Annotated in this window: 22 protein-coding genes; 6 read left to right on the top strand and 16 right to left on the bottom strand. The window is 35.4% G+C overall.

The features are described from left to right. Nucleotides 1-106: 106 nt before the first annotated feature. Complete coding sequence (locus P7V56_RS01895) at nucleotides 107-1,264, top strand: carboxypeptidase-like regulatory domain-containing protein (RefSeq protein WP_171221363.1); 1,158 nt, start codon at nucleotides 107-109, stop codon at nucleotides 1,262-1,264. Nucleotides 1,265-1,492: 228 nt separating this feature from the next. Then, complete coding sequence (lepA, locus tag P7V56_RS01890) at nucleotides 1,493-3,289, top strand: translation elongation factor 4 (protein WP_171221364.1); 1,797 nt, start codon at nucleotides 1,493-1,495, stop codon at nucleotides 3,287-3,289. 72 nt (nucleotides 3,290-3,361) lie between these two features. Here the strand turns inward: lepA and P7V56_RS01885 are convergent, their stop codons facing one another. After that, on the bottom strand, nucleotides 3,362-4,288 hold the full coding sequence (locus P7V56_RS01885) for a 1-phosphofructokinase family hexose kinase (RefSeq protein WP_171221365.1): 927 nt from the start codon (nucleotides 4,286-4,288) through the stop codon (nucleotides 3,362-3,364). Nucleotides 4,289-4,388: 100 nt separating this feature from the next. Here P7V56_RS01885 and thiL point away from each other — a divergent pair, with 100 nt between their 5' ends. Continuing rightward, nucleotides 4,389-5,435, top strand: a complete 1,047-nt coding sequence (gene thiL / locus P7V56_RS01880) for a thiamine-phosphate kinase (RefSeq protein ID WP_171221366.1) — start codon at nucleotides 4,389-4,391, stop codon at nucleotides 5,433-5,435. A gap of 185 nt (nucleotides 5,436-5,620) precedes the next feature. On the opposite strand, the gene P7V56_RS01875 is transcribed toward thiL, so the two are convergent. The 11 genes from P7V56_RS01875 to P7V56_RS01825 form a co-directional block, all read right to left on the bottom strand. Continuing rightward, nucleotides 5,621-6,286: a response regulator gene (locus tag P7V56_RS01875; protein WP_171221367.1), complete on the bottom strand. Its 666-nt coding sequence runs from the start codon at nucleotides 6,284-6,286 to the stop codon at nucleotides 5,621-5,623. Beyond that, nucleotides 6,283-8,337, bottom strand: a complete 2,055-nt coding sequence (locus P7V56_RS01870) for a tetratricopeptide repeat-containing sensor histidine kinase (RefSeq protein WP_171221368.1) — start codon at nucleotides 8,335-8,337, stop codon at nucleotides 6,283-6,285. Before P7V56_RS01870 ends, P7V56_RS01875 begins: the two co-directional genes overlap by 4 nt. A gap of 89 nt (nucleotides 8,338-8,426) precedes the next feature. Continuing rightward, nucleotides 8,427-8,672, bottom strand: a complete 246-nt coding sequence (locus P7V56_RS01865) for a hypothetical protein (RefSeq protein ID WP_171221369.1) — start codon at nucleotides 8,670-8,672, stop codon at nucleotides 8,427-8,429. A 343-nt stretch (nucleotides 8,673-9,015) separates the two neighbouring features. Then, nucleotides 9,016-11,025 carry a histidine kinase gene (locus P7V56_RS01860; protein ID WP_171221370.1) on the bottom strand — a complete coding sequence of 670 codons (2,010 nt, stop codon included), beginning with the start codon at nucleotides 11,023-11,025 and terminating at the stop codon, nucleotides 9,016-9,018. Nucleotides 11,026-11,075: 50 nt separating this feature from the next. Further along, on the bottom strand, nucleotides 11,076-11,441 hold the full coding sequence (locus tag P7V56_RS01855; RefSeq protein ID WP_171221371.1) for a hypothetical protein: 366 nt from the start codon (nucleotides 11,439-11,441) through the stop codon (nucleotides 11,076-11,078). Nucleotides 11,442-11,752: 311 nt separating this feature from the next. After that, on the bottom strand, nucleotides 11,753-12,409 hold the full coding sequence (locus tag P7V56_RS01850; RefSeq protein ID WP_171221372.1) for a response regulator: 657 nt from the start codon (nucleotides 12,407-12,409) through the stop codon (nucleotides 11,753-11,755). 35 nt (nucleotides 12,410-12,444) lie between these two features. Beyond that, on the bottom strand, nucleotides 12,445-13,329 hold the full coding sequence (locus P7V56_RS01845; RefSeq protein WP_171221373.1) for a LytR/AlgR family response regulator transcription factor: 885 nt from the start codon (nucleotides 13,327-13,329) through the stop codon (nucleotides 12,445-12,447). A 300-nt stretch (nucleotides 13,330-13,629) separates the two neighbouring features. Further along, nucleotides 13,630-15,171, bottom strand: coding sequence for a glycine--tRNA ligase (locus P7V56_RS01840; RefSeq protein ID WP_171221374.1), 1,542 nt, complete (start codon nucleotides 15,169-15,171; stop codon nucleotides 13,630-13,632). Nucleotides 15,172-15,297: 126 nt separating this feature from the next. Further along, the gene (locus tag P7V56_RS01835; protein WP_171221375.1) at nucleotides 15,298-16,209 is read right to left on the bottom strand and encodes a hypothetical protein; all 912 of its coding nucleotides are present in this window, start codon (nucleotides 16,207-16,209) and stop codon (nucleotides 15,298-15,300) included. A gap of 10 nt (nucleotides 16,210-16,219) precedes the next feature. Then, complete coding sequence (locus P7V56_RS01830) at nucleotides 16,220-17,665, bottom strand: hypothetical protein (protein ID WP_171221376.1); 1,446 nt, start codon at nucleotides 17,663-17,665, stop codon at nucleotides 16,220-16,222. Further along, entirely contained in the window at nucleotides 17,662-18,108 is a 447-nt protein-coding gene (locus P7V56_RS01825) for a hypothetical protein (protein ID WP_171221377.1), read from the bottom strand. Before P7V56_RS01825 ends, P7V56_RS01830 begins: the two co-directional genes overlap by 4 nt. Before the next feature lie 94 nt (nucleotides 18,109-18,202). Here P7V56_RS01825 and P7V56_RS01820 point away from each other — a divergent pair, with 94 nt between their 5' ends. The 3 genes from P7V56_RS01820 (at nucleotide 18,203) to P7V56_RS01810 (ending at nucleotide 20,997) form a co-directional block, all read left to right on the top strand. Then, entirely contained in the window at nucleotides 18,203-18,886 is a 684-nt protein-coding gene (locus tag P7V56_RS01820; RefSeq protein WP_171221378.1) for a ComF family protein, read from the top strand. Nucleotides 18,887-18,957: 71 nt separating this feature from the next. After that, entirely contained in the window at nucleotides 18,958-19,281 is a 324-nt protein-coding gene (locus P7V56_RS01815; RefSeq protein WP_171221379.1) for a hypothetical protein, read from the top strand. 117 nt (nucleotides 19,282-19,398) lie between these two features. Further along, nucleotides 19,399-20,997 (top strand): Ig-like domain-containing domain, encoded by a 1,599-nt coding sequence (locus P7V56_RS01810; RefSeq protein ID WP_171221380.1) that lies wholly within the window; start codon nucleotides 19,399-19,401, stop codon nucleotides 20,995-20,997. Between the two features lies 1 nt (nucleotide 20,998). On the opposite strand, the gene P7V56_RS01805 is transcribed toward P7V56_RS01810, so the two are convergent. From P7V56_RS01805 to P7V56_RS01790, 4 genes are all read right to left on the bottom strand, one after another. Further along, entirely contained in the window at nucleotides 20,999-21,787 is a 789-nt protein-coding gene (locus P7V56_RS01805) for a DUF3667 domain-containing protein (protein WP_171221381.1), read from the bottom strand. 95 nt (nucleotides 21,788-21,882) lie between these two features. Then, the gene (locus P7V56_RS01800; RefSeq protein ID WP_171221382.1) at nucleotides 21,883-22,662 is read right to left on the bottom strand and encodes a nitrilase family protein; all 780 of its coding nucleotides are present in this window, start codon (nucleotides 22,660-22,662) and stop codon (nucleotides 21,883-21,885) included. An 89-nt stretch (nucleotides 22,663-22,751) separates the two neighbouring features. Further along, entirely contained in the window at nucleotides 22,752-25,586 is a 2,835-nt protein-coding gene (locus P7V56_RS01795) for a GH92 family glycosyl hydrolase (RefSeq protein ID WP_171221383.1), read from the bottom strand. Between the two features lie 41 nt (nucleotides 25,587-25,627). After that, nucleotides 25,628-26,464 carry an endonuclease/exonuclease/phosphatase family protein gene (locus P7V56_RS01790; RefSeq protein ID WP_171221384.1) on the bottom strand — a complete coding sequence of 279 codons (837 nt, stop codon included), beginning with the start codon at nucleotides 26,462-26,464 and terminating at the stop codon, nucleotides 25,628-25,630. Nucleotides 26,465-26,578: the final 114 nt, after the last annotated feature.

The raw sequence follows: 26,578 nt of genomic DNA, 5'->3' as shown, positions 1-26,578 counted from the left end.
ATCTTCGAGTTGCTGAAAAAATTTACAAAAAAACCAAATGTTATATAAGAAAAACATTAAATTTGATTTCTAGTCAACTTTAAATCAATTCATTAAAAACTATACCATGAAAAAACAATTACTAGTTTTGTTTTTGTCGGTGCTGACTTTGGTTAGCTGTAGTGACGACAACAACAATTCCTCAGGAGAAAAAACAGGAACCTTAACAGGTAAAGTAACCACGATTAATACCCATAAGGCTGTTGGTGGTGCTTTGGTTTTTGCTTTTGACGATGACCATAATATTTATCATACTTACACCAATGCAACCGGTGATTTTGAATTGGATGCACCAATTGGTGACCGAGAAGTATACATCCAAACCGGAGATGGTTCAAATTTCAGAACAAAAATCGATGTGGTTGTTGAAGAAAACCAAACCAAGCAACTAGAAGAATCATTACTCAGATTGGATCAAGTGGCCAGAATTGCTTATGTAAGCGGAAATTATGACAGTATAGAAGACATCATAACTTCCTTAGGATATGTTGCAGAGTCAATAACTTTTAGCCAATTATCAGATTACAATATAGTTTCTGAGTATGATATCATTTTTTTGAATTGTGGATCAATATCAGGGGGTATTTGGAATAATGCAACGGTTACTACTAATTTGGCTAAATTTGTCACCAATGGTGGAAGTTTATATGCTTCTGATTGGGCGGTGGCTTACTTAATAGGAGGAAGCAGATATAGCACTATGTGTGGCGATGCCGGTGGGTTTATTTCTGATGCAACACTTTGCTCAACAAACACCGGCAATATGGGAACCCTTAATGCCTCCATTACCAATACAGCTCTGGCAAACGCTATCGGACTTTCAACATTAGATATCGAATACGATTTGGGTTCTTGGCAAAAAATTATTTCGGTAGATGAAACTTTTTGGGAAGTTTTGGTTAGAGATTCTACAACGAATGAAGCTTTGATGATCAAAACCAATAGTTTTTTTGATTCAAGTTTGGTTGGAAACCCTGTAGGGAATCCTCAAAATTCCGATTGGATAACCATTTGTCATCAACCCGATGAGAATTCATCCACTCCAATAACCATAACTATTGATGCCTCTAGTTGGCCGGCACATCAAGCCCATGGCGACACGCTGGGTTCTTGCACCGGTACCGGTACCGGCGGCACTATTTATTATACCACGTTTCACAATCATGCGAATGAGAATATTGGGAACTCCCAATTAATCCTCGAACATGTGATTTTAAATCTGTAAACAAAATGCTCCTAAATGGAGCATTTTTTATTTGTAAAAGCTTTGCCGATTAGTGTTTAATCAATCCAAAACTTTGACTTATATTTGCGGATTAAATGCGTGAAGGATGGGAGCAAGTACCTAGTACTGCGGACAGCCTGGCCCGAAGGGACACGCCCCAAAAAGGACAGATTTACGAAGATGAAATGCGAAGCATTACAGGTTTCCAATAAGGAATATTAAGTTTACATGAAACATATTAGAAATTTTTGCATTATTGCACACATTGACCACGGGAAAAGTACGTTAGCAGACCGATTGCTAGGTGCTACTCAAACTGTTACGGCTCGTGAAGAGAAAGCCCAGTTGTTGGACAATATGGATTTGGAGCGCGAGCGTGGGATAACCATTAAGAGTCACGCCATTCAGATGGAATACAAATACAAAGGTGAAGATTACATCTTGAATTTGATTGATACCCCCGGACACGTAGATTTCTCTTATGAAGTTTCTCGTTCGATTGCTGCTTGTGAAGGAGCGCTTTTGATTGTTGATGCGGCACAAAGTATACAAGCACAAACCATTTCCAATTTGTATTTGGCTTTAGAAAACGATTTGGAGATTATTCCGGTGTTGAATAAAGTAGATTTGCCAAGTGCTAATCCGGAAGAAGTGAGCGATGATATTATTGATTTGTTGGGTTGTAAGTTAGAAGATATTATTCACGCTTCGGGGAAAACCGGTTTTGGGGTGGAAAATATTTTGGCGGCCATTATTGAAAAAATTCCGGCACCCAAAGGCACTAAAGACGAACCGTTGCAAGCGTTGATTTTTGATAGTGTTTACAATCCGTTTCGTGGTATTGAAGTTATTTTCCGTGTGAAAAACGGGGAAATCAAGAAAGGACAAAAAATAAAGTTCATGGCTACCGGAAATGAGTATTTTGCGGATGAAGTGGGAACTTTGAAGTTAAATCAAGTGCCTAAGAATGTCATTTCTACGGGAGATGTTGGGTATTTGATTTCGGGAATTAAAGAGGCGAAAGAAGTAAAAGTTGGGGATACCATTACCGATGCCAAAACGCCAACAACTAATATGATTGTTGGTTTTGAAGATGTAAAACCGATGGTATTTGCCGGGATTTATCCGGTGGATACAGAAGATTACGAAGATTTGCGTTCTTCTATGGAGAAGTTGCAGTTGAATGATGCTTCGTTGGTTTTTGCGCCGGAAAGTTCGGCTGCGTTAGGCTTTGGTTTTCGTTGCGGATTCTTGGGCATGTTGCACTTGGAAATCATTCAAGAGCGATTGGAGCGTGAGTTTGACATGACGGTGATTACTACGGTACCCAACGTTTCGTATTTGGCTTACACCAAAAAAGAACCCGATACGCCAATAGTAGTCAACAATCCTTCGGATTTACCGGAACCTTCAAAATTGGACCGAGTAGAAGAGCCGTTTATCAAAGCAACTATCATTACCAAATCCGATTTTGTGGGTAACGTAATGAGTTTGTGTATTGAAAAACGCGGGATTATTACCAATCAAACTTATTTAACCACTGAGCGTGTAGAATTGAATTTTGACATGCCATTGGCGGAGATTGTCTTCGATTTTTATGACCGTTTGAAAACGGTTTCCAAAGGATATGCGTCATTTGACTATTCGCCTATTGGAATGCGGGCTTCAAAATTAGTTAAACTGGATGTTTTATTAAACGCCAATTCAGTTGATGCTTTATCGGCTTTGATTCACGAAGACAATGCGTACAACATTGGAAAGAAAATGTGTGAGAAATTGCGCGAATTGATTCCGAGACAACAATTTGATATTCCGATTCAGGCTGCTATCGGGGCCAAAATCATCGCTCGTGAAACCATTAAAGCTTTGAGAAAAGACGTTACGGCGAAGTGTTATGGTGGAGATATTTCGCGTAAGCGTAAATTGTTAGAGAAACAGAAAAAGGGGAAAAAGAGAATGCGTCAGGTGGGTAACGTAGAGATTCCGCAGGAAGCTTTTATGGCAGTTTTGAAACTGAATGACTAGAAAATACGAGGTACAAAATACGAAGAGGATAAATACAGAGAAACCCGATGACGAAAGTTATTGGGTTTTTTGTTACTGCATTCCTTCAAACAATTTTTCAGCCTCTTCTTTTTTGAAAAGTTGGGTGCCTTCGTTCATAGTGGCTGCTGTTCCACAGGCAACGCCCCATTGAATCACTTCTTTTAGGGGTTTGTTTTGTGACAATGCCCAGACCATTCCGCCAACCATGCTGTCACCTGCGCCGACAGTACTTTTCTTTGTTACTTTTGGGGCAGCTACGAATTCGGTTTGGTTTTTTGAAACTAAAATGGCGCCTTGTGCTCCAAGCGAGACCACTACAATTTCGGCATTTCCATTATCGATTAAAGTTTTGGCTGCTTTTTCTACTTCGGGTAAGGCTAATCTTTCCGCTCCGATTAATTTGGCCAATTCACCAATATTGGGTTTAATTAGAAAAACACCTTCTTCCAGTACTTTCTGCAAAGCTTCGCCTGAAGTATCAACAATTACTTTTGTTCCGGAAGTTTTTGCGGTTTCAGCGATTGTTTGATAGAAATCGGAGGGTAAGCCTTCATTTAGACTTCCGCTTAGGACTAAATAAGTGGTTTTTATTCTTTTGATGATGTTGATTACGGTTTCTTTTTCATCTTCCGACAGTTCATTTCCGGGAAATCCAAATCGATATTGTGCCTTAGAATTGTTTTCAAAAGCGATGAAATTTTCTCGGGTCCAGTTTTGAGTTAGAATGACTTGGTTTTCAATGTCTTCTTTATTGACTAATTCCTCTAACATTTTTCCTGCCGAACCGCCCGACGTATGAATACAAAGAGAATTGCCGCCTAGTTTAGCAATGGCTTTAGAGACATTTATTCCGCCACCGCCGGCATCGTATCTTGGTTTGTCACAACGAATTTTTTGTTCTGCTATTAATCCCGTAAAACGGGTGCTTTTGTCTAAAGACGGATTTAGGGTAAGGGTTACAATCTGATATGATTTCATGTCAAAAAATTATTTCCATAAAGTTGCAAATAATCAACGAGAATCTGTGCAAACTATGGCTAAAAAACTTTGTAACTTTGCCGTTTAAAATGGAGCAACTATGTTAGAAGATAAAACACCGCAACGCACTTCCTTATCGCAATTGGGCGAATTTGGTTTGATCTCTCATCTGACCAAAAAATTTGATGTAAAACAGTCTTCGACCTTAAAAAGCATAGGTGATGATGGAGCTGTTTTAGATTTTAAAGATAAAAAAGTCGTCGTTTCTACTGATTTGTTGATTGAAGGTGTACATTTTGATTTGTCCTATATGCCTTTGAAGCATTTGGGTTATAAAGCGGTTGTGGTTAATGTTTCCGACATCTGTGCGATGAATGCTAAACCTACACAAATAACCGTTTCTGTAGCGGTTTCTAATCGTTTTCCGTTGGAAGCTTTGGAAGAGTTGTTTGATGGGATTGCTTTGGCGGCCAAATTTTATAATGTGGATGTTATTGGTGGTGATACCACTTCGTCTCAAAAAGGATTGATTATTTCTATTACGGCCATTGGAGAAGCGAATGGCGATGAAATTGTGTATAGAGATGGCGCTAATAATGGCGATTTATTGGTAGTCACAGGCGATTTAGGGTCGGCTTATATGGGCTTGCAGGTTTTGGAGCGTGAAAAGCAAGTGTTTCAGGTCAATCCGAATAACCAACCCGATTTGGATGCGTACACTTATTTAATCGAGAGACAACTTAAACCGGAAGCCAGAACCGATATCAGAGAACTTTTAGAAAAGCTGGAAGTAAAGCCAACGGCGATGATTGACATTTCAGACGGATTGTCTTCGGAGATTATTCATATTTGTAAGCAGAGTAATGTTGGCTGTAATTTGTACGAAGAAAAGATTCCTGTCGACCCACAATTTATCAATGTTTGTGAGGAATTTAATATCGATTCGACAACGGTGGCTATTAATGGCGGTGAAGATTATGAACTACTGTTTACGATTGCTTTAGAAGATTTTGATAAAATTAAAGCCAATCCGAACTTTACGGTGATAGGTCATTTAACCCAAGAAAGTGAAGGGGTGCACTTAATTACCAGAGCGAATACCAAAATTCCTTTGAAAGCTCGCGGTTGGGATGCCATAAGCGAATAAAAAAAGCGATACCCGAAAGTATCGCTTCCCCCTAAGTCTTGTAAATTAAGCAGTAGCTTGAAGTTTTTACTACTTACTTTATTCTACAAATACTAACCCTGAAATCATTCAGCTAAGTTAGTCATTGTTCTTGTTCGAGTTATTACGGTTTCCCGCATATTTGGTTACGGTTTCCCGTAATATCGTTAAATGACACCTTTATTTTTGGCTTCTCTTATCAAATCCACATCGGTTCCTCCACCGACTTCAAGTATTTCTCGGATATTTAATTTTCTTTTCTCAATTGCACTTAAAGAAAGCGGAATATAGGTGGGCAAGTCTTTTGTTTTAACTCCTTTTGATAGGTGAAAAAGGATTTGTTTATCAAATACATCCAATTCTATGTTGTTGTATTGGGCTTGTCCGACTAATTTGATAACGGTTTGGCTGTAGTAGCTTTCATCGTTGATGATTTTATCGAAAGCAAAGAGCAATTCGTCAAAGGTTAAATCATTTTTGATGATTAGACCGCTAGGATTGATGTTTTTGATGATGTTATTAATTTTTAAAAGCTCAGTGTGCATGGTCAAAAGGATGATTTTGCAGGCCGGTATTTCGCTTTTCATCAGCATGGCTAAATCTTCACCGGAATAGATTCCTTTTTCGGCATATTCGGGCATGCTGATGTCAAAAAAGGCGATATCAAATTTTTTCGAAGATTCTACAATATTTTCGTAACCCGATTTACAGTTGTTGGCTTGGGTTACTTCAAATTCGAAGCCATTTTGGCTGTATTTATTGATGGCATTTTTGTAGGCTTCAATTATGAACGGATGGTCATCAACGATTAAAATTTGGATAGGGCTTTTCATTCTTGTGGTATTATTACAGGTTGTTTGGTTTCAATTGGAATAGTGATGACTATTTTGGTGCCTTCGTCTTTTTTAGAGGTAATATCGATAATACCTTTACAATCATGGGTTCTCGAAATCATGTTTTGCATGCCGATTCCTTTGCTTTTTTTGTTGACATCAAATCCAACACCATCATCTTGGATTTTTAAATATACATTTTCTTCGTCTCCTTTGATTTTTACGACAATGTTAGAGGCATTGGCATATTTATTAATATTTTGCAATCCTTCTTGTAGGATACGGTACAAGTTGATTTTAATAGCGTTTCCTATTTTGTCCCAAACTACATTTTCATCAATAGAATAGGTTACATTGGCTTCAAAAGAGTTCTTTTGTTCTTCTAATAAATTATGAACGATAGAGACAAAGTTATTAATTAAAACTTGTTTTTCTCTATTTAGGTCGTGTGATATTTCACGAATGTCTTGTTCGATGGTTTTGAGTTCATTCAACAATTCGAAACGTTTTTGAACGGCATCTTCTTCTGTGCTTGAATTTAGGCTGTCGAGGTTTAAACGCAAACCAAACATTCTGCCCAAAACCCCGTCGTGTAAGTCTTGTGCCAAACGTTTCTTTTCTTTACTTCGGCTTTCGTCAATAATAGCTTGTTGTGACATCATAAGGTTGTAGATGTCTTCATTGGCTTTTTGCTGGGCTTGTTTGTAAAGGAGTTCACGAGTTCTGGCGCGTTGTGCTCTTACGACGAATAGTAACACCACAACAATAAATGTTACTACAAAGAAATATAACAGGTTTCTGTTTGCTTCTGCTAGGCCTTGGTTTTCTTGTTTGATTTCTTCAGTTTCGAGTTCAATACTAGCAAAACGATCCTTAGATTTCCTTTCAATAATTTGAAGGCTATCGCTTAGTTTTACATATTCTTTATTGTAATTTGATGCGTTTGAGATGTCAACATCTGATGCTTGCTGAAGTGATAATAGAATGTCTATAGGTGTTTTTGAAGTTCTTGAAATCTTTAAAGCATTCTTTGCGTATTTTTCAGCGGTTTTTATGTTTCCAATTGAAGCATAGTATTGAGATAAATGTATATTACTTACTATAATATTAGATATTGAATTTAGACTATCTCTTATTTTTAAAGAAGTATAAAACATTTGTGGAAGACCTTCCGTTTTATTTGTTTTTAATTTTGAATATGCTAGATTGTCAAGCAAGTTAGCATACAAATCAGGAAGGTCCTTTCTAATTCCTATGTCTTTCAATCCTAAATTAAAATTCTGAATGGCCTTGTTATAATCGTTAAGTTTTTCATAAACAAACCCAATATTGTTATAACAGATTGCCTCACGATGGGTTTTAGATTCTTTTTCTAATTCTTTTGCTTTTTCTAAAGCTTTAGTGTGGTAAATTAATGATTTGTCAAATTCTTTTAGTTCTTCTGAAACATTTCCTAAGACTATTAATGTTTCAAATAACTTTTGTTGTTCATTTAACTCATTAAATAAATTTTGAGCTCTGGTTAAGGATAATTCAGCACCTAAATTGTTGCCTCCCTTGTATTGTACCATTCCTTTGTTTAGTAATACATTAGCTAGATTGAGACGGTCATTTAGATTTTGATAAAGTTTTTCGGATTTAAAATAATAGTAAAAAGAACTATCTAAAACATTTTTACTTTTAAAATAAAATGCTTTACTTCTATATGCAACCCCTAAATTAATTGAGTCGTTTGTCTTTTTTGAAAGTTTTAATAGATATTTTGAAGTGTTGTTAACACTTTCTAGGTCATTTATATAATAGTATTCAAAAATAATCTTTGATAAGTAATTTCTTGATTGCAAAGAATTATCTCCATTGCTAACTATTTCATAAGCCTTGTCTATTAATTTTTTTTTCTCAAAAAAAGAAGGTTTGCTTTTTGATAGGTTTAAAATTTTTTCAACACTATCATTTCTTTCAATTTTTAAATTAGTATTCTCTTTCTCATTCTTTTTTGAACAAGAAAATAATGAAATTAAAATGATTGAAAAGAAAAGTTTTGTTTTCAAGTATTAGTTAGTTTCTCCAAAACTACAAATTATATCAAAAAAAAACTATCGCTAATGCGATAGTTTTAAATGTTATCTATATGTTTAATTTACATTGAAGGTCTTGGATCTTGTTTTCCGCCAGTTTCGTAAGTAAGCATGGTCGGGGTTGGATCTTGCTTTCCACCAGTTTCGTAAGTAAGCATAGTCGGAGTTGGATCTTGTTTTCCGCCAGTTTCATAAGTAAGCATAGTCGGAGTTGGATCTTGTTTTCCGCCAGTTTCTATTGGCGTAGTAAAAGATGTAACTACAAGCATCAAAGCTAATAGTCCGAATGTTGTTGCTAATTTTTTCATAATTTGAGACTTTTTATTGTTAATGTTTTTGTTTCGTTTTAATAAGTGTGGGCTTTTAATGATTTGAGGGCTTTCACACTTTCACGATGTAAAACTAAAAAGGATGTCTCTGTGAATCCCTATATATATTGGTGTTTATGGTGGAATGACCTCGTTTGTGAGTGAATGATAGTCAAATCCGGGTGGATGATTTTGGCGATTTTCTCCAAAATGTTGATAATTGTGTATAAGTGTTGATAAACTTATTTCACAGCAGTGTCAATTAAGCTTTTTGAAAATAAAAATTCCATAAGGAAAAGGAATAGTCATTATGGCAGTAATCTTTTTAGAAAACGAAAAAAGATTATTCTTCGTCTAGCGGAATGGAGATATTTATTTTAGTGCCGAGGTTGTGTTTTGAAGTAAGGTTAAATTTTCCCTTCATTATTTTTACCCGAAGTTTCATGTTTTTTATACCAATGCCTTTTTGGACAGCACCCTTTTTAAATCCGATTCCATTATCAACAATCAGAAGATAGGCATTTTTATCATCCATTAAAAAGCTAATGGTTGCTTTTTGGGCTTTGGCATATTTAATAATATTGTTGCCGGCTTCCTGAATAATGCGAAGTAAATTCATTCTCTTATTGCTTGAAAGTTTAATCCAATTAAAGTCAGGATTAATTTCCAATTTGAAAAGAGTGATGTTTGTTTGGTTTAGATTGGACAATAAATTATTCAATAAAGGTTCAAAACTGTCTAAATCGTATAGTGAATCCTGGCTCAAATCATGGGCAATGTTTCTGATTTCTTTTTCAATGTTTTGAATGTCGCGTATGTGATTTAAACAATTTTCAATAGTTTGATCATCACGACTAATCGACAACAAGGAAAGATTTAAGCGAGTGCTGGCCAATCTGTTCATAACACCGTCATGTAAATCTCTGCCGATTCGTTTTTTTTCATGTTGTCTTGCTTCTTCTTCTTTGGCTTTTTGAACCAACATTAATTGGAAAATCTCTTCGTTGGCTTTTTGCTCTACTTGTTTTAATATAAGCTCTTTTTGTTTTAGTCTTTGTCGAGAAATGATGAAAATTAAGATGGAAATAATAAGAATTGTGATTGCAATGGCTACAACAATTGCTTTTTGTCTTAAAGCGTCTTCCTTTTGTTGATTGATTTCATTTGTTTCAAATTGCATTTGTGCAAACTTATCCCTGAAACTACGCTCCTTAAGTTGAAGGCTGTCATTTACTTTAATATACTTTAATCCATTTTCATGTGCATTTTTTTTATCTATTTTTATTAATTGAGTTAGGCTGAGCAAGATATCTGTTGGATTTTTATAACTCTCAGATACCATTAAAGCTTTTTTGGCAAAATAAATTGCTTTGGTAGTATCTCCTTTGATACTATACAATTTCGAAAAATTTATCAAATTGTAATTGTATCCATTTAAGCTATTTGTAACCGAAAGTATCGAATCAGCATCTCTTATTAATTCTAAAACTTTAGTACTATTTTTTGATTCAATTTCATTAAATGCAAATAATGATTCAGCAATTGCATATTCATTAGGAAATTTTTTTTTGTTAGACTTTGATGATAAGATTTTTGATAAATAATAAATGGCATTTTGATGTTTTTTTAAATTTATATACTCATGAGCAATATTATTATACAATGTATACCTCTGGCTCTTATTCGAACTATTTTTTTCTGCTTTTAAATAGTATTCTATTGACTTAGAATGCAACTTGAGACCTGATAAATTGTTTGCAATTGTATTGTAGCAGAAGTACTTAATTCTCAAATCTCTTTTTGCTACATTATTTTTTAAAAGCTCAAATGCAGTTTTATTACTTCCTAGATAATCACAAGCATATGATTGAGTTAATAAAATGTCTAATGTTACTCTGTTAACATAACTTTCATTTTTTTGAGAATTGAATATTTTTTTTGCTGTAAAAAGATGTTCTATTGCCTTCTCATTATCAGATTTCCCCATGTAATATAATCCTAGAATTCTATTAGCATATCCCAATCCTGTTGAATCATTCTTTTTTTTTGATAACATTAAAAGAGTTTGTGAAGTTCTTTTTAAACACTTATTTTTATTTAGCTCATAGTATTTATATGAAATGTTGTAAAGGGTTCTTATTTTCAAACTATCATTCCTCTCCAAATCCACAAAACTTAGCGCCTTGTCATTATACTTTATTCTTTTATCAAAAGGCAAAGTATCATTCCCTGCCAAGGCAAGGTATTTTTGAATGGAATCGTTGGCAGGTGAAGTGTTTTTGACTGATGTTGACTGATGGCAACCGCACAGTATTATTAGAAAGAGTAGTGAAAATAAAATGTTTTTATTCATGTAGCCAATTTAGGTAAAAATCCTATTTTTTTTAAAACAGTCCTTAATAACTATTCCATCGCTATACCTACCAATTGTTTTTGCAGTTTTTTTACCGCCGCTATGATTGTTTGTGAAGGAGCAGTGACTGAGCCTGTTATGGTTATTGAAGTATCTGTTGATGTTATAGTGATGCTGATTTCAATAGTTAAATCTTGATCTTTTTCTTTTTTTCCGGGAAGATTCGCTGCCGGAATTTCATCTAATATTTTCATCGAATTTTCCTCAAAATCCTGAACAGAATGAAATTCATAAGTGGTGATATCCTCACCCGATCTGACTTTCAAATAAGTCGATTCACGCTTGTATTTGGCCTGAGCCATTGCTATACTAATGTGTAAGAAAAGAATAATAGTAATAAGAAGAAGTTGCTTCATGACATCAGTTGACTTAAATAAAACAGCCCCGCTTTTAGTCGTCCAAAACGTCAAAGCAAGGGCTGTTAGTGGTTGTTTTTGCATACTCCTGTTTAATAACGAACCCAAAATAAACAGAACAAAATTTCAATTAATTTTCCACCAAATAAAATACCACTTTCATCCGGCTTCTTACTCAAGATGGTAAGTCTTGTTTCTTTACCAATTAAACAACTTGAATTTTTATTGAAGTAAAAGTAAAGGCTTGGAATGACTTTTTGTTACACTAAAAGTGTACATTTTCTGTAATTTGAAGAAAAAGAGGAAAAAGTTTAAATAAATCCCTGTTTTCTGGCTTCTCTGATAATGTCTTCATCGGAGCCTTTTTCTAAATCAAAAAACTCTTTGATAAACACTTTGCGTTTGTCGATAGCACTTTTAGAAAGGTGTAAGTGATCCGGAAGATTTTTTGTTTTGATGCCTTCTGATAAAAGCAAGATGATTTGCTGATTATAACTGTCTAAAACCTTAACCTTCTTTGAAGCTTCATTCATCAGGCCATGAATAGTACTGCTGAAGTAGTTTTCTCCTCTAACTATGACATCAAAGGCAATTATTAATTCTTGGGCTGAAAAATCACTTTTAACCAATAAACCTTCGGGTTTGCATTCCTCCATCAGTTTCAACAATAATAACGATGAAGAATGTGAAGTCATCATCATGATTTTAGCATAAGGCAAATATTGTCTGATTATCGGAACCAAATCAGCGCCCGAATGGATATTTTTTTCCGGAAATGGCGGCATGGTATAATCCATCATCACCACATCAAAAGAAGTTGTAGTCGTTGAAATCAACTCATAAGCCGATTCACAACTAAGCGCAGTTTGAATAGTTAAATTATAACCATAAGGATTGTAAGCCAGTATCGATTTATAGCCTTCAATGATAGGAGAATGATCATCAATGATTAATACGCTTACTTCCATAAAGATATAATTTTAGTAAACGTACTACTTTTCTGCTATATTTCCAAATAATTTCCGCCGGCGATGCGAGTAATAATCAAATCAACATTGTCTTTATAAGATTTGGAGAACGGTAATTTGGTGGTAGAGTTTTTAATATAACAAACCGTATTTCCGGTGTGAATCCTAGAAACCTGGTCGACATTAATAATGTAACTGTTATGAATACGAAGGAATTGGGTTTGCGGTAAAACCGTTTCAAAATGTTTCAAAGTCTTGAACGCCGTAATCATTTCACCATTATTCAAATGTATATCGGTAGAGTTGTTGTCGGCTTCAAAATAAAGCACATCATTGGAGTCAATATAGCGGTAATCGCCATAAGATTTTATACAAATTACCAACGATTGCTGTTTCTGAACGATTACCGGTGTTTCGGCAGTTATAGGTATGGTTTTTACTTCCACATCGTGTTCGGCAGTTTCTAATTCTTCCGTTATGGTTTCATCCAAGACTTCAAAAGTAGCCGCCGGATTTTTGACTTCCATGTGTGGCAAATCAGATTTAATAGCACGGTCGAATTTTAAAATTGCTTTTCTGAAATCATTAATGTCTAATGGTTTTAACAAATAATCAACGACTTCATATTTCAAGGCTTCATAAGCCAAATCCTTTTTGGCCGTAATGATAATGATTTTGGGAACAACACTCAAATAACGATACAATTCATTAATTAAGGCTAAGGATAAATTACTCTTTTTATCCGAAGGGTCAATTTCAAGAAAAACAAGATGAGGTTGGTGTTCTAAGATTAAGTTAACACCTTCGTCATAACTATTGGCCGATGCGACAAATGAGAGGTTACGAAAGCGCTCAGCTATAGCCTGAGTTTTCGTGACATCGTCTTGGTTGTCATCAATAATTATGTAAGTGTGGCTCATTAACGCTTATCCGTGATTTAGGGACAGCATTTTCTGATTAAATTAACAGGTAGTTTTGGGGAAACTTTTTTGTTAAACTAAATATGTTCATTAAAAACAAAACATAAAAATAAAAACGACCAAAAGAGCCGATTTTCGTTGTAACGAAATTATAGTATCAATTTTGGAGAATTTCAAATTGTTGACAGAATCCCTCAATCTGTTAATATGTGAATTTTATTCAGGTATAATTCTCACAAAAACAAAAAATCCCAAATTTCAATATGAGTTTGGGATTTTATTATTGGAATTTAAAGAAGTTTACATTTTCATCAACCAGTTTCTCATAGAAACTTCGTTGCCGATGAGGTTTCTCAATTCGGATATTTTAACGCGGTCTTGCGCCATCGAATCTCTGTGGCGAATGGTTACCGTTTCATCTTCCAAAGTTTGGTGATCCACCGTAATACAGAATGGTGTTCCTAAGGCATCTTGTCTTCTGTAACGACGACCAACCGCATCTTTTTCATCATAAGCCACGTTGAAATCCCATTTCAAATCTTCGATTATTTTTTGAGCCACTTCCGGCAATCCGTCCTTTTTTACTAAGGGTAAAACGGCAGCTTTGGTTGGTGCCAAAACAGATGGCAAACGCAAAACGGTACGTGTTGAACCATCTTCTAAAGTTTCTTCTTTTAAGGAAGTAGCAAAAACCGCCAAGAACATACGGTCTAAACCAACCGAAGTTTCCACTACATAAGGCACATAGTTCGAATTGGTTTCGTTGTCAAAATATTGCAGTTTTTTACCCGAATATTGTTCGTGTGCTTTCAAATCGAAATCGGTTCTTGAGTGAATTCCTTCTAATTCTTTGAAACCAAAAGGGAAATTAAACTCAATATCCGCAGCAGCATTGGCGTAGTGTGCTAATTTTTCGTGGTCGTGGAAACGGTAATTTGCTGCACCTAAACCTAAAGATAAATGCCAGTTCAAACGGGTTTGTTTCCAGTATTCGTACCATTTCATTTCTTCCCCCGGTTTGACGAAAAACTGCATTTCCATTTGTTCAAATTCACGCATGCGGAAAATAAACTGACGCGCTACAATCTCGTTACGGAAGGCTTTCCCGGTTTGGGCAATTCCAAAAGGAATCTTCATTCTTCCGGTTTTTTGTACGTTTAAGAAATTCACAAAAATACCTTGAGCGGTTTCCGGACGCAAGTACAAATCCATGGCGTTTTCAGCTGAAGCTCCGAGTTTGGTGCCAAACATCAAGTTGAACTGCTTCACATCCGTCCAGTTTCTTGAACCGGTTTCCGGATCGGCAATTTCCAGTTCTTCGATTAAGGCTTTTACATCTTCCAAATCTCCGGCACCCAATGAACGACCCATTCTTTCCAGAATTTCACGCTCTTTGGCCAAGTATTCCATCACTCGCGGATTGGTCGTTTTGTATTGCTCTTCGTCAAAAGAAGCACCAAAACGCTCGCGGGCTTTTTCAATTTCTTTTTTGGCTTTCAGGTTTAATTTTTCGGCATAATCCTCAATTAAAACATCGGCTCTGTATCTTTTTTTAGAATCCTTGTTGTCAATCAACGGATCGTTAAACGCATCAACGTGACCCGAAGCTTTCCAAGTGGTCGGATGCATCAAAATCGCGGCGTCTAAACCGACAATGTTTTCATGCATTTGCACCATGGCTTTCCACCAATATTCTCTAATGTTCTTTTTTAATTCGACTCCGTTTTGCGCATAATCATACACTGCGCTCAAACCATCGTATATTTCGCTTGAAGGAAAAATGAATCCATATTCCTTAGCATGCGAAACTACATTCTTAAATAAATCTTCTTGTTTTGCCATAATGCTGCAAAAATATAAAAAGCAGTGGTAAAATAATGTTTTGAAATGGTTTTTTGAAAGGTTTCTCAGTTAGTCCATAACTCAATCAGCTGGTGAAACCAATTGATCTTTAACTCCTGAGGATTATTAATCATAACAGTTCCATCCTAATAGAGAGCCTCCTATTACTTTCTTTATTTTAACTTTTCTTCTTGTAGAATCTTTATTGTCAACTAAATAAACAAGTCTGCTCCTAGTGCTTATTAAATTATCTAAATCGCATGCACAAAATTTATTTAAATATTCTAGGCGTATAATTTTATTATTTTTTTTCAAAAATTTTCTTTTATCCATAGTTAATACAACACTCTCTCTCTGAAAAAAATTAGTAAAATTAACCGATAAGTTACCAAAAGATAATTGATACTCTTGTGAACGAGTATTATTTATTATTTCAATATTTGCAAACTTTTTTTCTTCTTTACTCCTTTCAATATAAATATATAAAGTGTCTAAAGCTTTAACTCGATAAAATTCTTCGTCATAAAAAAAACTTAATAATTGAGAATAACACTCCACAAATATTTTTCTTTTTTCAAAGAACGGAACCTCCTCCCTAATATACGTATCTGGTGCATAACTATATAATACTAGTTTTTTGTTTTTTTTATAAATTTTGATGGTTATTTCACCTCCATCTTCTACTCGAATTCTGCTGCCATTTTTACCTTCTTCAGACTTCAATTCTGGCGGATTTAATTCAGCTAGTTTTTTTATATATACTTTACACAAATTAGACTTAACCATATCTAATTTTATAGTATTTATTAATTTGTTTCCGCATATTACTTTACAAAAAACATTATCATCGATTAAGCAGACATATTTAGAATTGTTTAAATTAACTATTACATCATCTTCTTTTAGATTTAAAATTTTTCTTAAATGTTCTCCCTCTCTATCTAAATCATTTGATTCATATTTTGAAATATCATATAATTTGTCATTTTGACAAAACACGCTGAAACTTATAAATAATAATAAAATAACTGATTTCATAATAATTAATTTAATTGGTAATATTCCAATGACCTCTAGTGATATATTGAATAAAACTTTGCATTAAGGTTTGGTTTACTGTAATTATTGGTGTTGGCACACCATTAACAACTTGAATTGTACCTATTTCATTTTGAAAAAAGGAACAGTTTTGTATTCCATTTAAAGACAAATTATAATAATAATCTGCCCAAACAAATGGTGTTGCTGGAGAATTATCAAAAGGAATATGAACAACTACATCTGTCAACATTAATTGATTATTAGTAGTTGAAACCAAAAAATCTTTTACTTCTGAAAGTATGGTTACCATAGTAGGCACCATATAATTGTAAATAAAGTTATGTTGGTTTTGTCCGGGACTTAAATCATTGTATTCTTGGTTTACAATATCACAAAATTCCATGTTATTAAGGTTAGGAATACTCATCCCTTGACTAGGGTCTAATAATTTTACATTTAAAAAGGCATGAATACATTCGTGAATTATTGTTTTGGCTATTTCCATTTTATTTCCATTCAATAAAAATTGACGTGAAATGGTTATTGTATTTAGTGATGGATTTACAAGGTTAGTATCCGTTACGGTATTTCCATCAGCACCATTGGCTACCGTACCTATTTGGAATTTAACATTAAATCTATCACTATTTTCAAATAAATCTATGAATAGTTCTTTGAATTTAGGGGATTTCAACAATTCTTCATATACCAAATTAAACTTTTGTCCTTCTGGGGTTAAAGTATCTATTGCACTTCTGTCAATATTGGATGGAGATTTTAATGACGCCAAATAATCTAAATTTAAATCAGGGTTTAATTGAGATTGAGTTATAAACTGCTGATTAAAACTTACCGTTTCTGCTGTAGGATTATTAAGTAGATAAATAAATGAATTGTAATGCAATTGATTAATTTCTACAAAAGTAAAATTTGATGGATTGAAGTTCAGTATTGGTGAAATATTATTCAAGACAAAGAAAATCGCATTTTGATTTCTGGGGTTTAATTCGTTACCATTGTTTCTAACAAAATTTATGATATTGGAAAACATCCAAGAATTGTACGTTAATGTTGCTTGAATGTTTGGAAAGTTTTGAGATAATGTATTGGTATAGGCAGCTACTTGGGCAGCTAACATGAACTCGGCATTATTAATATCGGCATCTCCGTTATAGGGATTTGGGATATATATACCCTCCAAAGAGTTTCCGCCTACTCCATCTCCTCCACTTGAACCTCCACCTGAGGTGCCTATTGTTTGATCAATACTTGTAGGAACTTCACAAGAGGCATAGGAAATACTTTCAGTATAACACTCTCCGGTTGGGCAAGCTAAACCATCACAATAGTTTGCATTACAAGGGGCAACTTGCGTGCAGTGGAAACTAACAGTGTAAGTTTGACAAAAATCAGACAATGTTATAGATGAATTGAGTCCTCTATTGTATATCATTTCAGAATAAATAGTTTTAACGTATCTACATTAACGCTATCAATCTCTCTGTTTTTAAAGATAATTTCATTCCATTCGTCACCATATTTTTCATAAACAAGATTGTAATATTCTTTGTCTTCAAGCACTTCATAGATTGGATAAATCTTAAATGAATAGGTGATTTTATTGTTTTGGGTTGTATACCTGTAGATTGTTGTTGTATCTATAACATAACCTTCATCTGTTCCTTCTTCTCTTGCATTGATACTTGTAGATTTTATTGTCTTAAGCAGGTCAAAGTTTTTAATTCCTTTTTCTCTTTTAAATTGCGCAAATGAGATTTTATATTTTTCTTTTAGGGCATTTGAATGTGAGGCACTATTTTCATAAATATCTTCACTACATCCTAAAAAAACAGTTAACAATACAACTAAACATAGTGATACTAATTTGGTTTTCATCTTCATTTTTAATTAATTTTTTAATATTATTTTAATAAAAAGAGATAAGATTCCATTCAAATATAATAATTTTACGTAAGAAAATTACTTTTTTATGTGGAATCACTTGGTCAATTTATTTTTTCCGAAGTCGTGCGCCGGTTGTCACGCTATTTTGCTAAGCGATGAAAAGGTGATTTGTACGCAGTGCCGACACGAAATTCCGCTCACCAACCACCACAATATAAAAGAGAATGAAATTTTCCAAAAGCTCTATGGTAGAATTCCGCTCGAGTTTGGCGCAGCGTTGTTTTATTTCCACAAAAAAGGGATTGTTCAGGAAATGATGCACCAACTAAAATACAAAGGCAATCAAGAAATCGGGACAATCGTAGGCGACTGGTATGCTTCCGAATTAAAAGATTTGCAACCGATGAAAAATATCGACTACATCATTCCGGTTCCGCTGCACAAAAGAAGGTTTCGCGAACGCGGTTACAATCAGGTGACGACTTTCGGCAAATCATTGGCACAAAATTTAAACATTCCTTATGAGGAAAGCGTTTTGCAACGAAAATTGTACACCAAAACCCAAACCAAAAAGTCGCTTTTGGGCAGAGCTGATATCAACAAGACCATATTCGAGGTTACTTTTTCCGAAAACCACCACGACAAACATTTTTTGCTCATAGACGATGTAATGACAACCGGTTCAACCCTAGAAGCTTGCAGTAGAGAATTGCTCAAAATCCCCAATGCCAAAATCAGCATAGTCTGTATGGCGATGGCGCATAGTTAATTTATATAAATTGTAAGAAACACATATATTTTCTTATATTCGTGTCAGATTAACCTTTAAATAAAGTGTTTATGAAAAAAATCTTTTTATTACTCGCTATGCTTGTTTCGTTACAAAGTTGTTTCAGTTATAAAGCAATGGACAATGATCCGTCAAAGATGGAAGTAGGTAAAACCTACAAGATTGAACGGAACCATAAATACGCTAAAGTGGTTTTCCATGGTATCAAAGACAGTACTATACTGGTGAATGAAAAATTTGAGGAAAAACAAGTTCCTATAAAAGACATTACCAACATCAAAAAAAGAAACTTCTCAGTAATTAAGACGATAGTTTATCCTTTATCTGTAATTGCCGTTCTTTCCGGCATGTATATTATAGTGCTGTCAAATTAATTTCAAAGGAAAAGAAATACGATTAGGAACCAATACTATTCAATTTGTTAAGTTTCGGCTAAAACATTTCATTCACACTAAATATAATTGTTATTTTGTGCTTTGAAAAAATGCTTTATGCCAAAATATAACTTCAAATATTTTTCTTTACTGTTGCTACTCGTAATTATTGGTTGTGCCAAACGCGGCTCAATTACCGGCGGCGATAAAGACTCAATTGCACCGGTGTTAAAGTCGAGTTTACCCAAAAATTTCTCGACCAATTTTAACGGCAAGGAAATCAAATTGGTTTTTGACGAATATGTAAAGCTAAAAAACGCCAACAAACAGTTGATTATTTCTCCACCAATGAAAAATCAGCCGGAGATTTTACCTTATACCGCGAGTAAAACACTCACGATTAAAATAAAAGATACGCTGCAGCCCAATACCACTTACAGTTTTAATTTTGGCCAAAGCATAGAAGACAACAACGAAGGCAATCCCTATTCGCAATTCAAATATGTTTTTTCAACCGGAAGTTTTATCGATTCTTTGGCATTAAGTGTTAAGGTAAAAGATGCTTTAGAGAAAAAAACAGACAACTTTGTCTCGGTGATGTTGTATGAAATCAATGAGCAATTTAACGATTCCACCATTTATAAAGAAACACCGAGATACATCACCAATACGTTGGACAGTTTGGAAGTGGTTAAATTGGAAAACTTAAAATCAGGAAAGTATCTTTTGGTCGCCTTGAAAGACAATGGCAATAACAAATACAATCCGAAGTCAGATAAAATAGGTTTTCAAAAGCAATACATCACCATTCCGAATGATACCATTTTTGAAGTCGAATTGTTTAAAGAAGTTTTACCATTTAAAGCTCTTAAACCTTCACTAGCCGCCAAAAGCAGATTGCTAATGGGTTACGAAGGACAACCGAGAAATACCAAAGCAACGCTCAAGAACGGTGCTGAAACCATTCCGACTTTGGTTACCCAAATGCCCAAAAAAGACTCGTTGCAAATTTGGTTCAAACCTGTAAAAGCAGATTCGCTTCAGCTCAATGTTGAGAAAGACAGTTTTAAACAAGATTTTATCGTTAAAATAAACGCAGCCAAAGCCGATACACTTACCATAAATCCGGATTTTAACGGTAGTTTACCCTTACGCGAACGATTTTCGATGAGCAGTTCAATTCCTTTAGTGCAATTTGACCAATCAAAAATAAGCATCATTAATAAAGATTCTGTGGCAGTGGATTTCACGACTGAATATGATGAATTCAATCAAAAGTTTTATTTAGATTTCAAAAAAGAACCTTTGGAAAGATATACCATTAAAGCCATGCCGGGCGCTTTGATTGATTTTTACGATCATAAAAACGATACATTATCTTATAAAATCAACACTAAAAACCTTTCGGATTACGGAAATTTAAGGGTTGTTTTAGAAAATGTCAAGAAGTTTCCGGTAATTGTACAACTGACGGATAAGGAAGGAAAAGTAAAATATTCCGAATTCACGGAAACGGCAACTATTAATTTTGATGCGATAGAACCGGCTTTATACACTTTACGCATTATTTACGACGACAACAAAAACAAGGTTTGGGACACCGGAAGTTATATGGAAAAACGCCAAACCGAAGAAGTCATTTATTTTCCCAAAGAAATTGATGTGCGTGCCAATTGGGATGTCGAACAGCCGTTTAGCCTTTCTGTAATTAAGTAAATCATCGTTGTTGTATAAATGCTTGCGGACCATTTATAGCAATCATAAAAACTACAATAATTAAGATTAAGACGAAAAAAACTACAATGCCTAATCCTACAATGGCTAAAATCCTAACAATTATTGAGCCTGTACTCATTTCGTTATAAACATTCTTGTAAAACCAAAACATCAGTAGCGGTACAAAAAGATACGATACAAACGACAACGAAATAATGGCGCCGGGATCATCTTTTAAAAAATAAAAGATAGGATAAAAAACAAAGATCATTAACAACAGATAGGCCGATTGACCAAAGGTATTCATGATTACATGTTCGTAATAATTATGCTTTTTACTGTTAAAAACCAATTTTGTAAATAACGCTACTATAGGGATAAATAGCATCATTAAGAAAGAATTGTAGTTTGACACAAAGGTCGAATAATCTCTCATGAATTGTTTAGAAGCTTCTGGGTTTGGACTGCTGTAACTACTCATCATAATCTTCTCAAAATCCAAAATCTTTAAAGATATAAACGAAGAGATACCCGCTAATAAAAAAGCTAATAAAATTGGTTTATAATGATTTACCCTGTGACCGTCCAGAAAATCTTTAGCCGTTTTTCCGGGATTTTTTATGATACTTTTAATGGTATATAAAAAACCTTTGTTCACATGAAGAAAGGTATATTGAAGCTCTTCGACAAGATATTTGCTGTCAATTCTTCGGTACTTTTTTTGACCGCATACAGCACAATAATTTTCCACATTTGTGTTCGCACAATTACAACATACATTGTTTTCCATAATCAAAGCTTCTGTTCATAGATTTCCTAAAGTATTTGACTACTTAGTAATCTGTTTTTTACGAAAATAAAAACTTTAGTATAAATATCAAAATCCTACTTTTTACTTTGTGGTGTTATATTAAAAAAATCTCGGTCGTTTAAAAAAGCCAATTTACTTCTGGTTTCGTGTAATTTTTCTTGGTCTAATTCCACTATAAAAACACCATCGGTTTCTTGTGGTTCTACCAAATGATTTCCCAAAAAATCAACGACTTGAGAATGGCCAATGTATTCCAAATTATTGTTGTCCATTCCAATTCTATTCACGCCAATGGCATAACTCATGTTTTCTACGGCTCTGGCTTTAAGTAAAATATTCCAAGCATTAATGCGTGGTTTAGGCCAATTGGCCACATAAATCAGCAAATCATAATTTTCCACATTTCTCGAAAAAACCGGGAAACGCAAATCGTAACAAATCAACGGACAAATCTTAAATCCTTTGTACTCAATGAGTATTTTTTCGGTTCCGGCAGTATACACTTTGTCTTCTCCGGCCAAAGTAAACAAATGTCTTTTGTCATAAGTTTGGAGGTCACCATTCGGAAAAACAAATACCAACCGATTGTAAAAATTACCGTTTTCTGCTATTACTAAACTTCCTGTGATTGCACAGTTTTTGGCTTTCGCCAAATGTTGGAGCCACGATATCGTCTCACCTTGCATCGTTTCTGCAACTATTTTAGGATTCATGGTAAATCCAGATGAAAACATTTCGGGCAGTACAATCAAATCAACCTCTTCCATAAAACCCGTAATTTTTTGGGCCAAATGGCTTCGGTTCTCCGTTGGGTTTTCCCAAGTTAAGTGGGTTTGGATTAGCGCGACTTTCATTTTAAGACATTAGGCAATAGCCATTAGTGATTAATAAAATAATTTTATTTTTAAATTTTAGCTACTTATGGCTATTGCCTTTTGCCTATTTACTTAATGGTGATTTCATCAATAAAGACAAAAGCATCACCATTATAAGGATAACCTAAATGCCATTCCGGGAGTTTGCCGTAATTGTAGGCTTTTACTTTTACATATCGTCCTTTGAGTACTTTTGAAGCAGTTAGGCTGAAATCTTTTATCTGATTGTCATCGGTTTTTGGATCAACGTCGTTATCCACGGTTCCGGCCAAAGTAAAGTTGACATTGTCGGAGGAAACATAGTATTCCACTTTGGTAGGCATCAAAATCCAAGAACGTTGGTCTTGCAGAAAAGTACTGTGAAATTCACTCACGGATTGCTCTTTTTGCATGTCAATCACCGCTTCAAAATCTTGAGTTTGGTAACCTTGCCAATCGCCTTTGCGCCAGTTGGTCGTACCGTTAATCCCATCTAATAAACCATCCGGACCGCCGGCATGGTATTGCGGGTTGTAGGTTGATTTAATGTCGATGGTGTAATTGTTGGGTTTTTTGAAGAAATTGCCCGAAATAATTTGGCTCCTAAAAGGTTTATTGTCAATCATTTCGGCAAATCTTACTTCTACGGTAGCCGTTTCTTTCAAGGTAATTTTTTCTCCTTGGTATTGTTTAAAAGGGACTCCTTTTTCATTATTGTAAACAATTCTATAAGAATAAGCACCAAGATGATCCGGATGCGGATGATCAAAGTCGATGTCTAAAGAATCTTTAAATGACTTGCTTTTCGCCAAAATAATAGGAACTGGAACAATACTCGGACTGCTCAATGGTTTAATCCAATTAGATTTTGTTTGAGTAATTCCCAGCCTTGATTTGTTTGAAGTCTCCGTAAGCATTGCTGAGGTTCCGTCTTCAAAATTGATTTTCACATTGTTGAAAAGAGGTTTGGTTTCATCCCATTTGGCCATCCCCGGCGTAACCGAATACATTCCCATCGAACTCAACACATACCAAGCGCTCATTTGACCGCAATCTTCATTGCCAATCAACCCGTCGGGGGTGTTTTTGTAAAATTCGTTTAGAATATAATGCACTTTGGCTTGGGTTTTTTCAGGTTTACCAATGTAATTGTACAAATAAGTCATGTGATGACTGGGTTCATTTCCATGTGCATATTGACCAATCAAACCGGTAACATCAACTTGCTCTCGACCGGTAGTTTTGCTTTCGCTATTAAACATTTCGTCTAGTTTGGCTTCAAATTTGTCGGCTCCGCCGTAAGCTTCTATCATACCGGGAATATCTTGTGGTACAAAAAACGAATATTGCCAACTGTTGCCCTCAGTGAAATTGTTGTTGATTTCGCGTGGGTCAAAAGGTTTGTCCCAACCGCCGTTTTTCTTAGGTCGCATAAAACCGCTAGTCCAATCGAAGACATTTTTCCAACTTTGGGAACGTTTCATGAAGTAATCGTACTCGTCTTTTTTGTTTAAAATCATCGCCATTTGCGCAATACACCAATCGTCATAGGCATATTCCACGGTTTTGGAAACGCTTTCGTGTTCGTCATCCATCGAAATAAAACCTTGATTTTTATAGGCTGCTAATCCTAGGTGGTCTAACATAGCCGAATGTTTGGCCGCTTCAAAAGCCTTTTCGTAATCAAAACCGGTCAAGCCTTTGGCCATTGCATCAGCCATTACCGAAACAGAATGATATCCAATCATACAATCCGTTTCATTCGACGCCAATTCCCAAACCGGTAATCTGCCGCCTTGCTCGTATTGTTTCAAAAAAGTATTGATGAAATCAACGGTGCGTTTCTTTTCGATTAAAGTATACAAAGGATGCGCGCCGCGGAAGGTATCCCAAAGAGAGAACACCGAATAGTAATCAAACCCTTCGGCTTTATGAATTTGATTGTCGCGACCGCGGTATTTGCCGTCGATGTCTTGCGCGATATTTGGCTGTGCCATCGTATGGTACAAAGCGGTGTAGAAAATGCTCAGCCTGTCTTTATTGGTTTCGGTGATTTCTATTTTGGCTAATTGTTGGTCCCAAAGTTGCTCAGCGGCTTTTTGAACTTTACTAAAATCCCAACCCGGAATTTCGCTCATATTGAGTTTGGCGCCTTCGTAACCCGTTGGTGACAAAGCGACTTTGACCCAAATTTTATCACCTTTACTCACTTTTTTAGAAAAACTTAAGGCCAATTGCGTTCCTTTAAATACTTTGTCAGTAGCAGCAGCTTGAGCTGAGTTATTACTTCTGATTTTATTGATTTGCATCGGTTGGCTGAATTCAATTCGGGCAAAAACGTATTGGTCTTTCGCCCAAGCTTCGCTTCTTCTGAGAATTTCGATGGTTTTCGCATTGATGATTCGCACTTCTCCTTGCAACAATTTATCGCGGTGGTTTAAATCCAAAATGATATTGGCTTGGCCGGCAGTATTGAAAGTATATTGGTGAAAACCAACCCTTGTAGAAGCAGTCAAAGCTACGGCGATGTTGTGTTTGTCGAGTTTAACCGAATAAAATCCGGCCGAAGCTTTTTCGTTGGCGTGTGAAAAGGTGGAGCTGTAGTCTTTTGGGCTCAACATTGGGTTGCCCATGGTTGGCATCAACATGATGTCGCCATAATCAGTGCAACCGGTTCCGTTTAAATGAGTATGTGAAAAACCATAGATAGTAGTGTCGTCGTAATGATAGCCTGAACATCCGTCCCAACTGCCGTCGATTCGGGTATCGGGTGACAATTGCACCATTCCGAATGGTACTGTAGCGCCGGGATACGTATGACCGTGACCACCGGTGCCAATCATGGGATTAACGTGTTGGTGGAGATTTTGTCCTAAAGCGGAAAGCGTAAGCAGTAAAAAAAGATTGGTTAGCTGAAGTCTCATAATGTTTGTTGTTGTTATGCCAAAGATAGAAAATGCTTTGATTAAATTTTAAGTTCAATATAAACCGGTAAATGATCTGAAGGATATTTTAGGTCTTTCGAATCACTCAAAATTCCGTATTTGACAACTTTAAACGGATTGTCTTTGGATAAAAAGATATAATCGATGCGTTTGGTAACGGCTTCGTTGTGTTTGAACCCATTAAATGTACCGCTTGGGCCAAAAGGTTTTTCTTGGGTGATATCTTTACTATCGAGCATTTCTTTTTTCAAGTTGATGATTCGCTCTTCATTAGGTTCCGAATTGAAGTCGCCCATCAAAAACACCGGATAGTTTTTAGGATTTAGTTCTCTGATTTTGGACAGAATTAAAAGAATGGAATTGGTTCTCGCCAATTCGCCCATATGGTCTAAATGGGTATTGAAAACCCAAAAGGTTTGTTTGGTTTTATGGTCTTTGAACAGTGCATAAGTACAAACGCGGTTAAGCGCGGCGTCCCAACCTTTGGAGATTTTATCAGGAGTTTCCGAAAGCCAAAAGGTGTTTTCCTGCAGGACTTTGAATCGGTCTTTTTTATAAAAAATATTGGAAGATTCGCCTTTGCCAATGCCATCTCTGCCGATGCCTACATAATGGTAATCCGGCAATAAGGTTTTGATATCGGTGACTTGATGTGGTAAAGCTTCTTGTATCCCTAAAATATCCGGAGTGTAAAAAGTTACTTGAGATGCCCAATAATCTTTGCGGTTTGGCCAAGCATTTTCACCGTCGGAAGCGATATCTAATCGGATGTTATAAGTCATTAGCTTGAGTTTTTGTGCTGAAATTGTGTTGGCAAAAACAAGCAGCAAAAGCAAGCCGGTTAAATAGGTTTTCATACTAGATATTGTTTGTATCAAATATACATCTTTTCAGCAAAGTTTGCGTTAAGGATGGGAGCAAGTACCGTGTACTGCGGACAGCCTGACCCGAAGGGGAACGCCATAAAAAAA

Origin of the sequence: Flavobacterium sp. IMCC34852 (assembly GCF_030643905.1) — a bacterium.
GTDB classification, from domain to species: Bacteria; Bacteroidota; Bacteroidia; order Flavobacteriales; family Flavobacteriaceae; genus Flavobacterium; species Flavobacterium rivulicola.
Note: the sequence above shows the minus strand (reverse complement) of the source record. Positions and strands in the feature narration are given on the sequence as shown.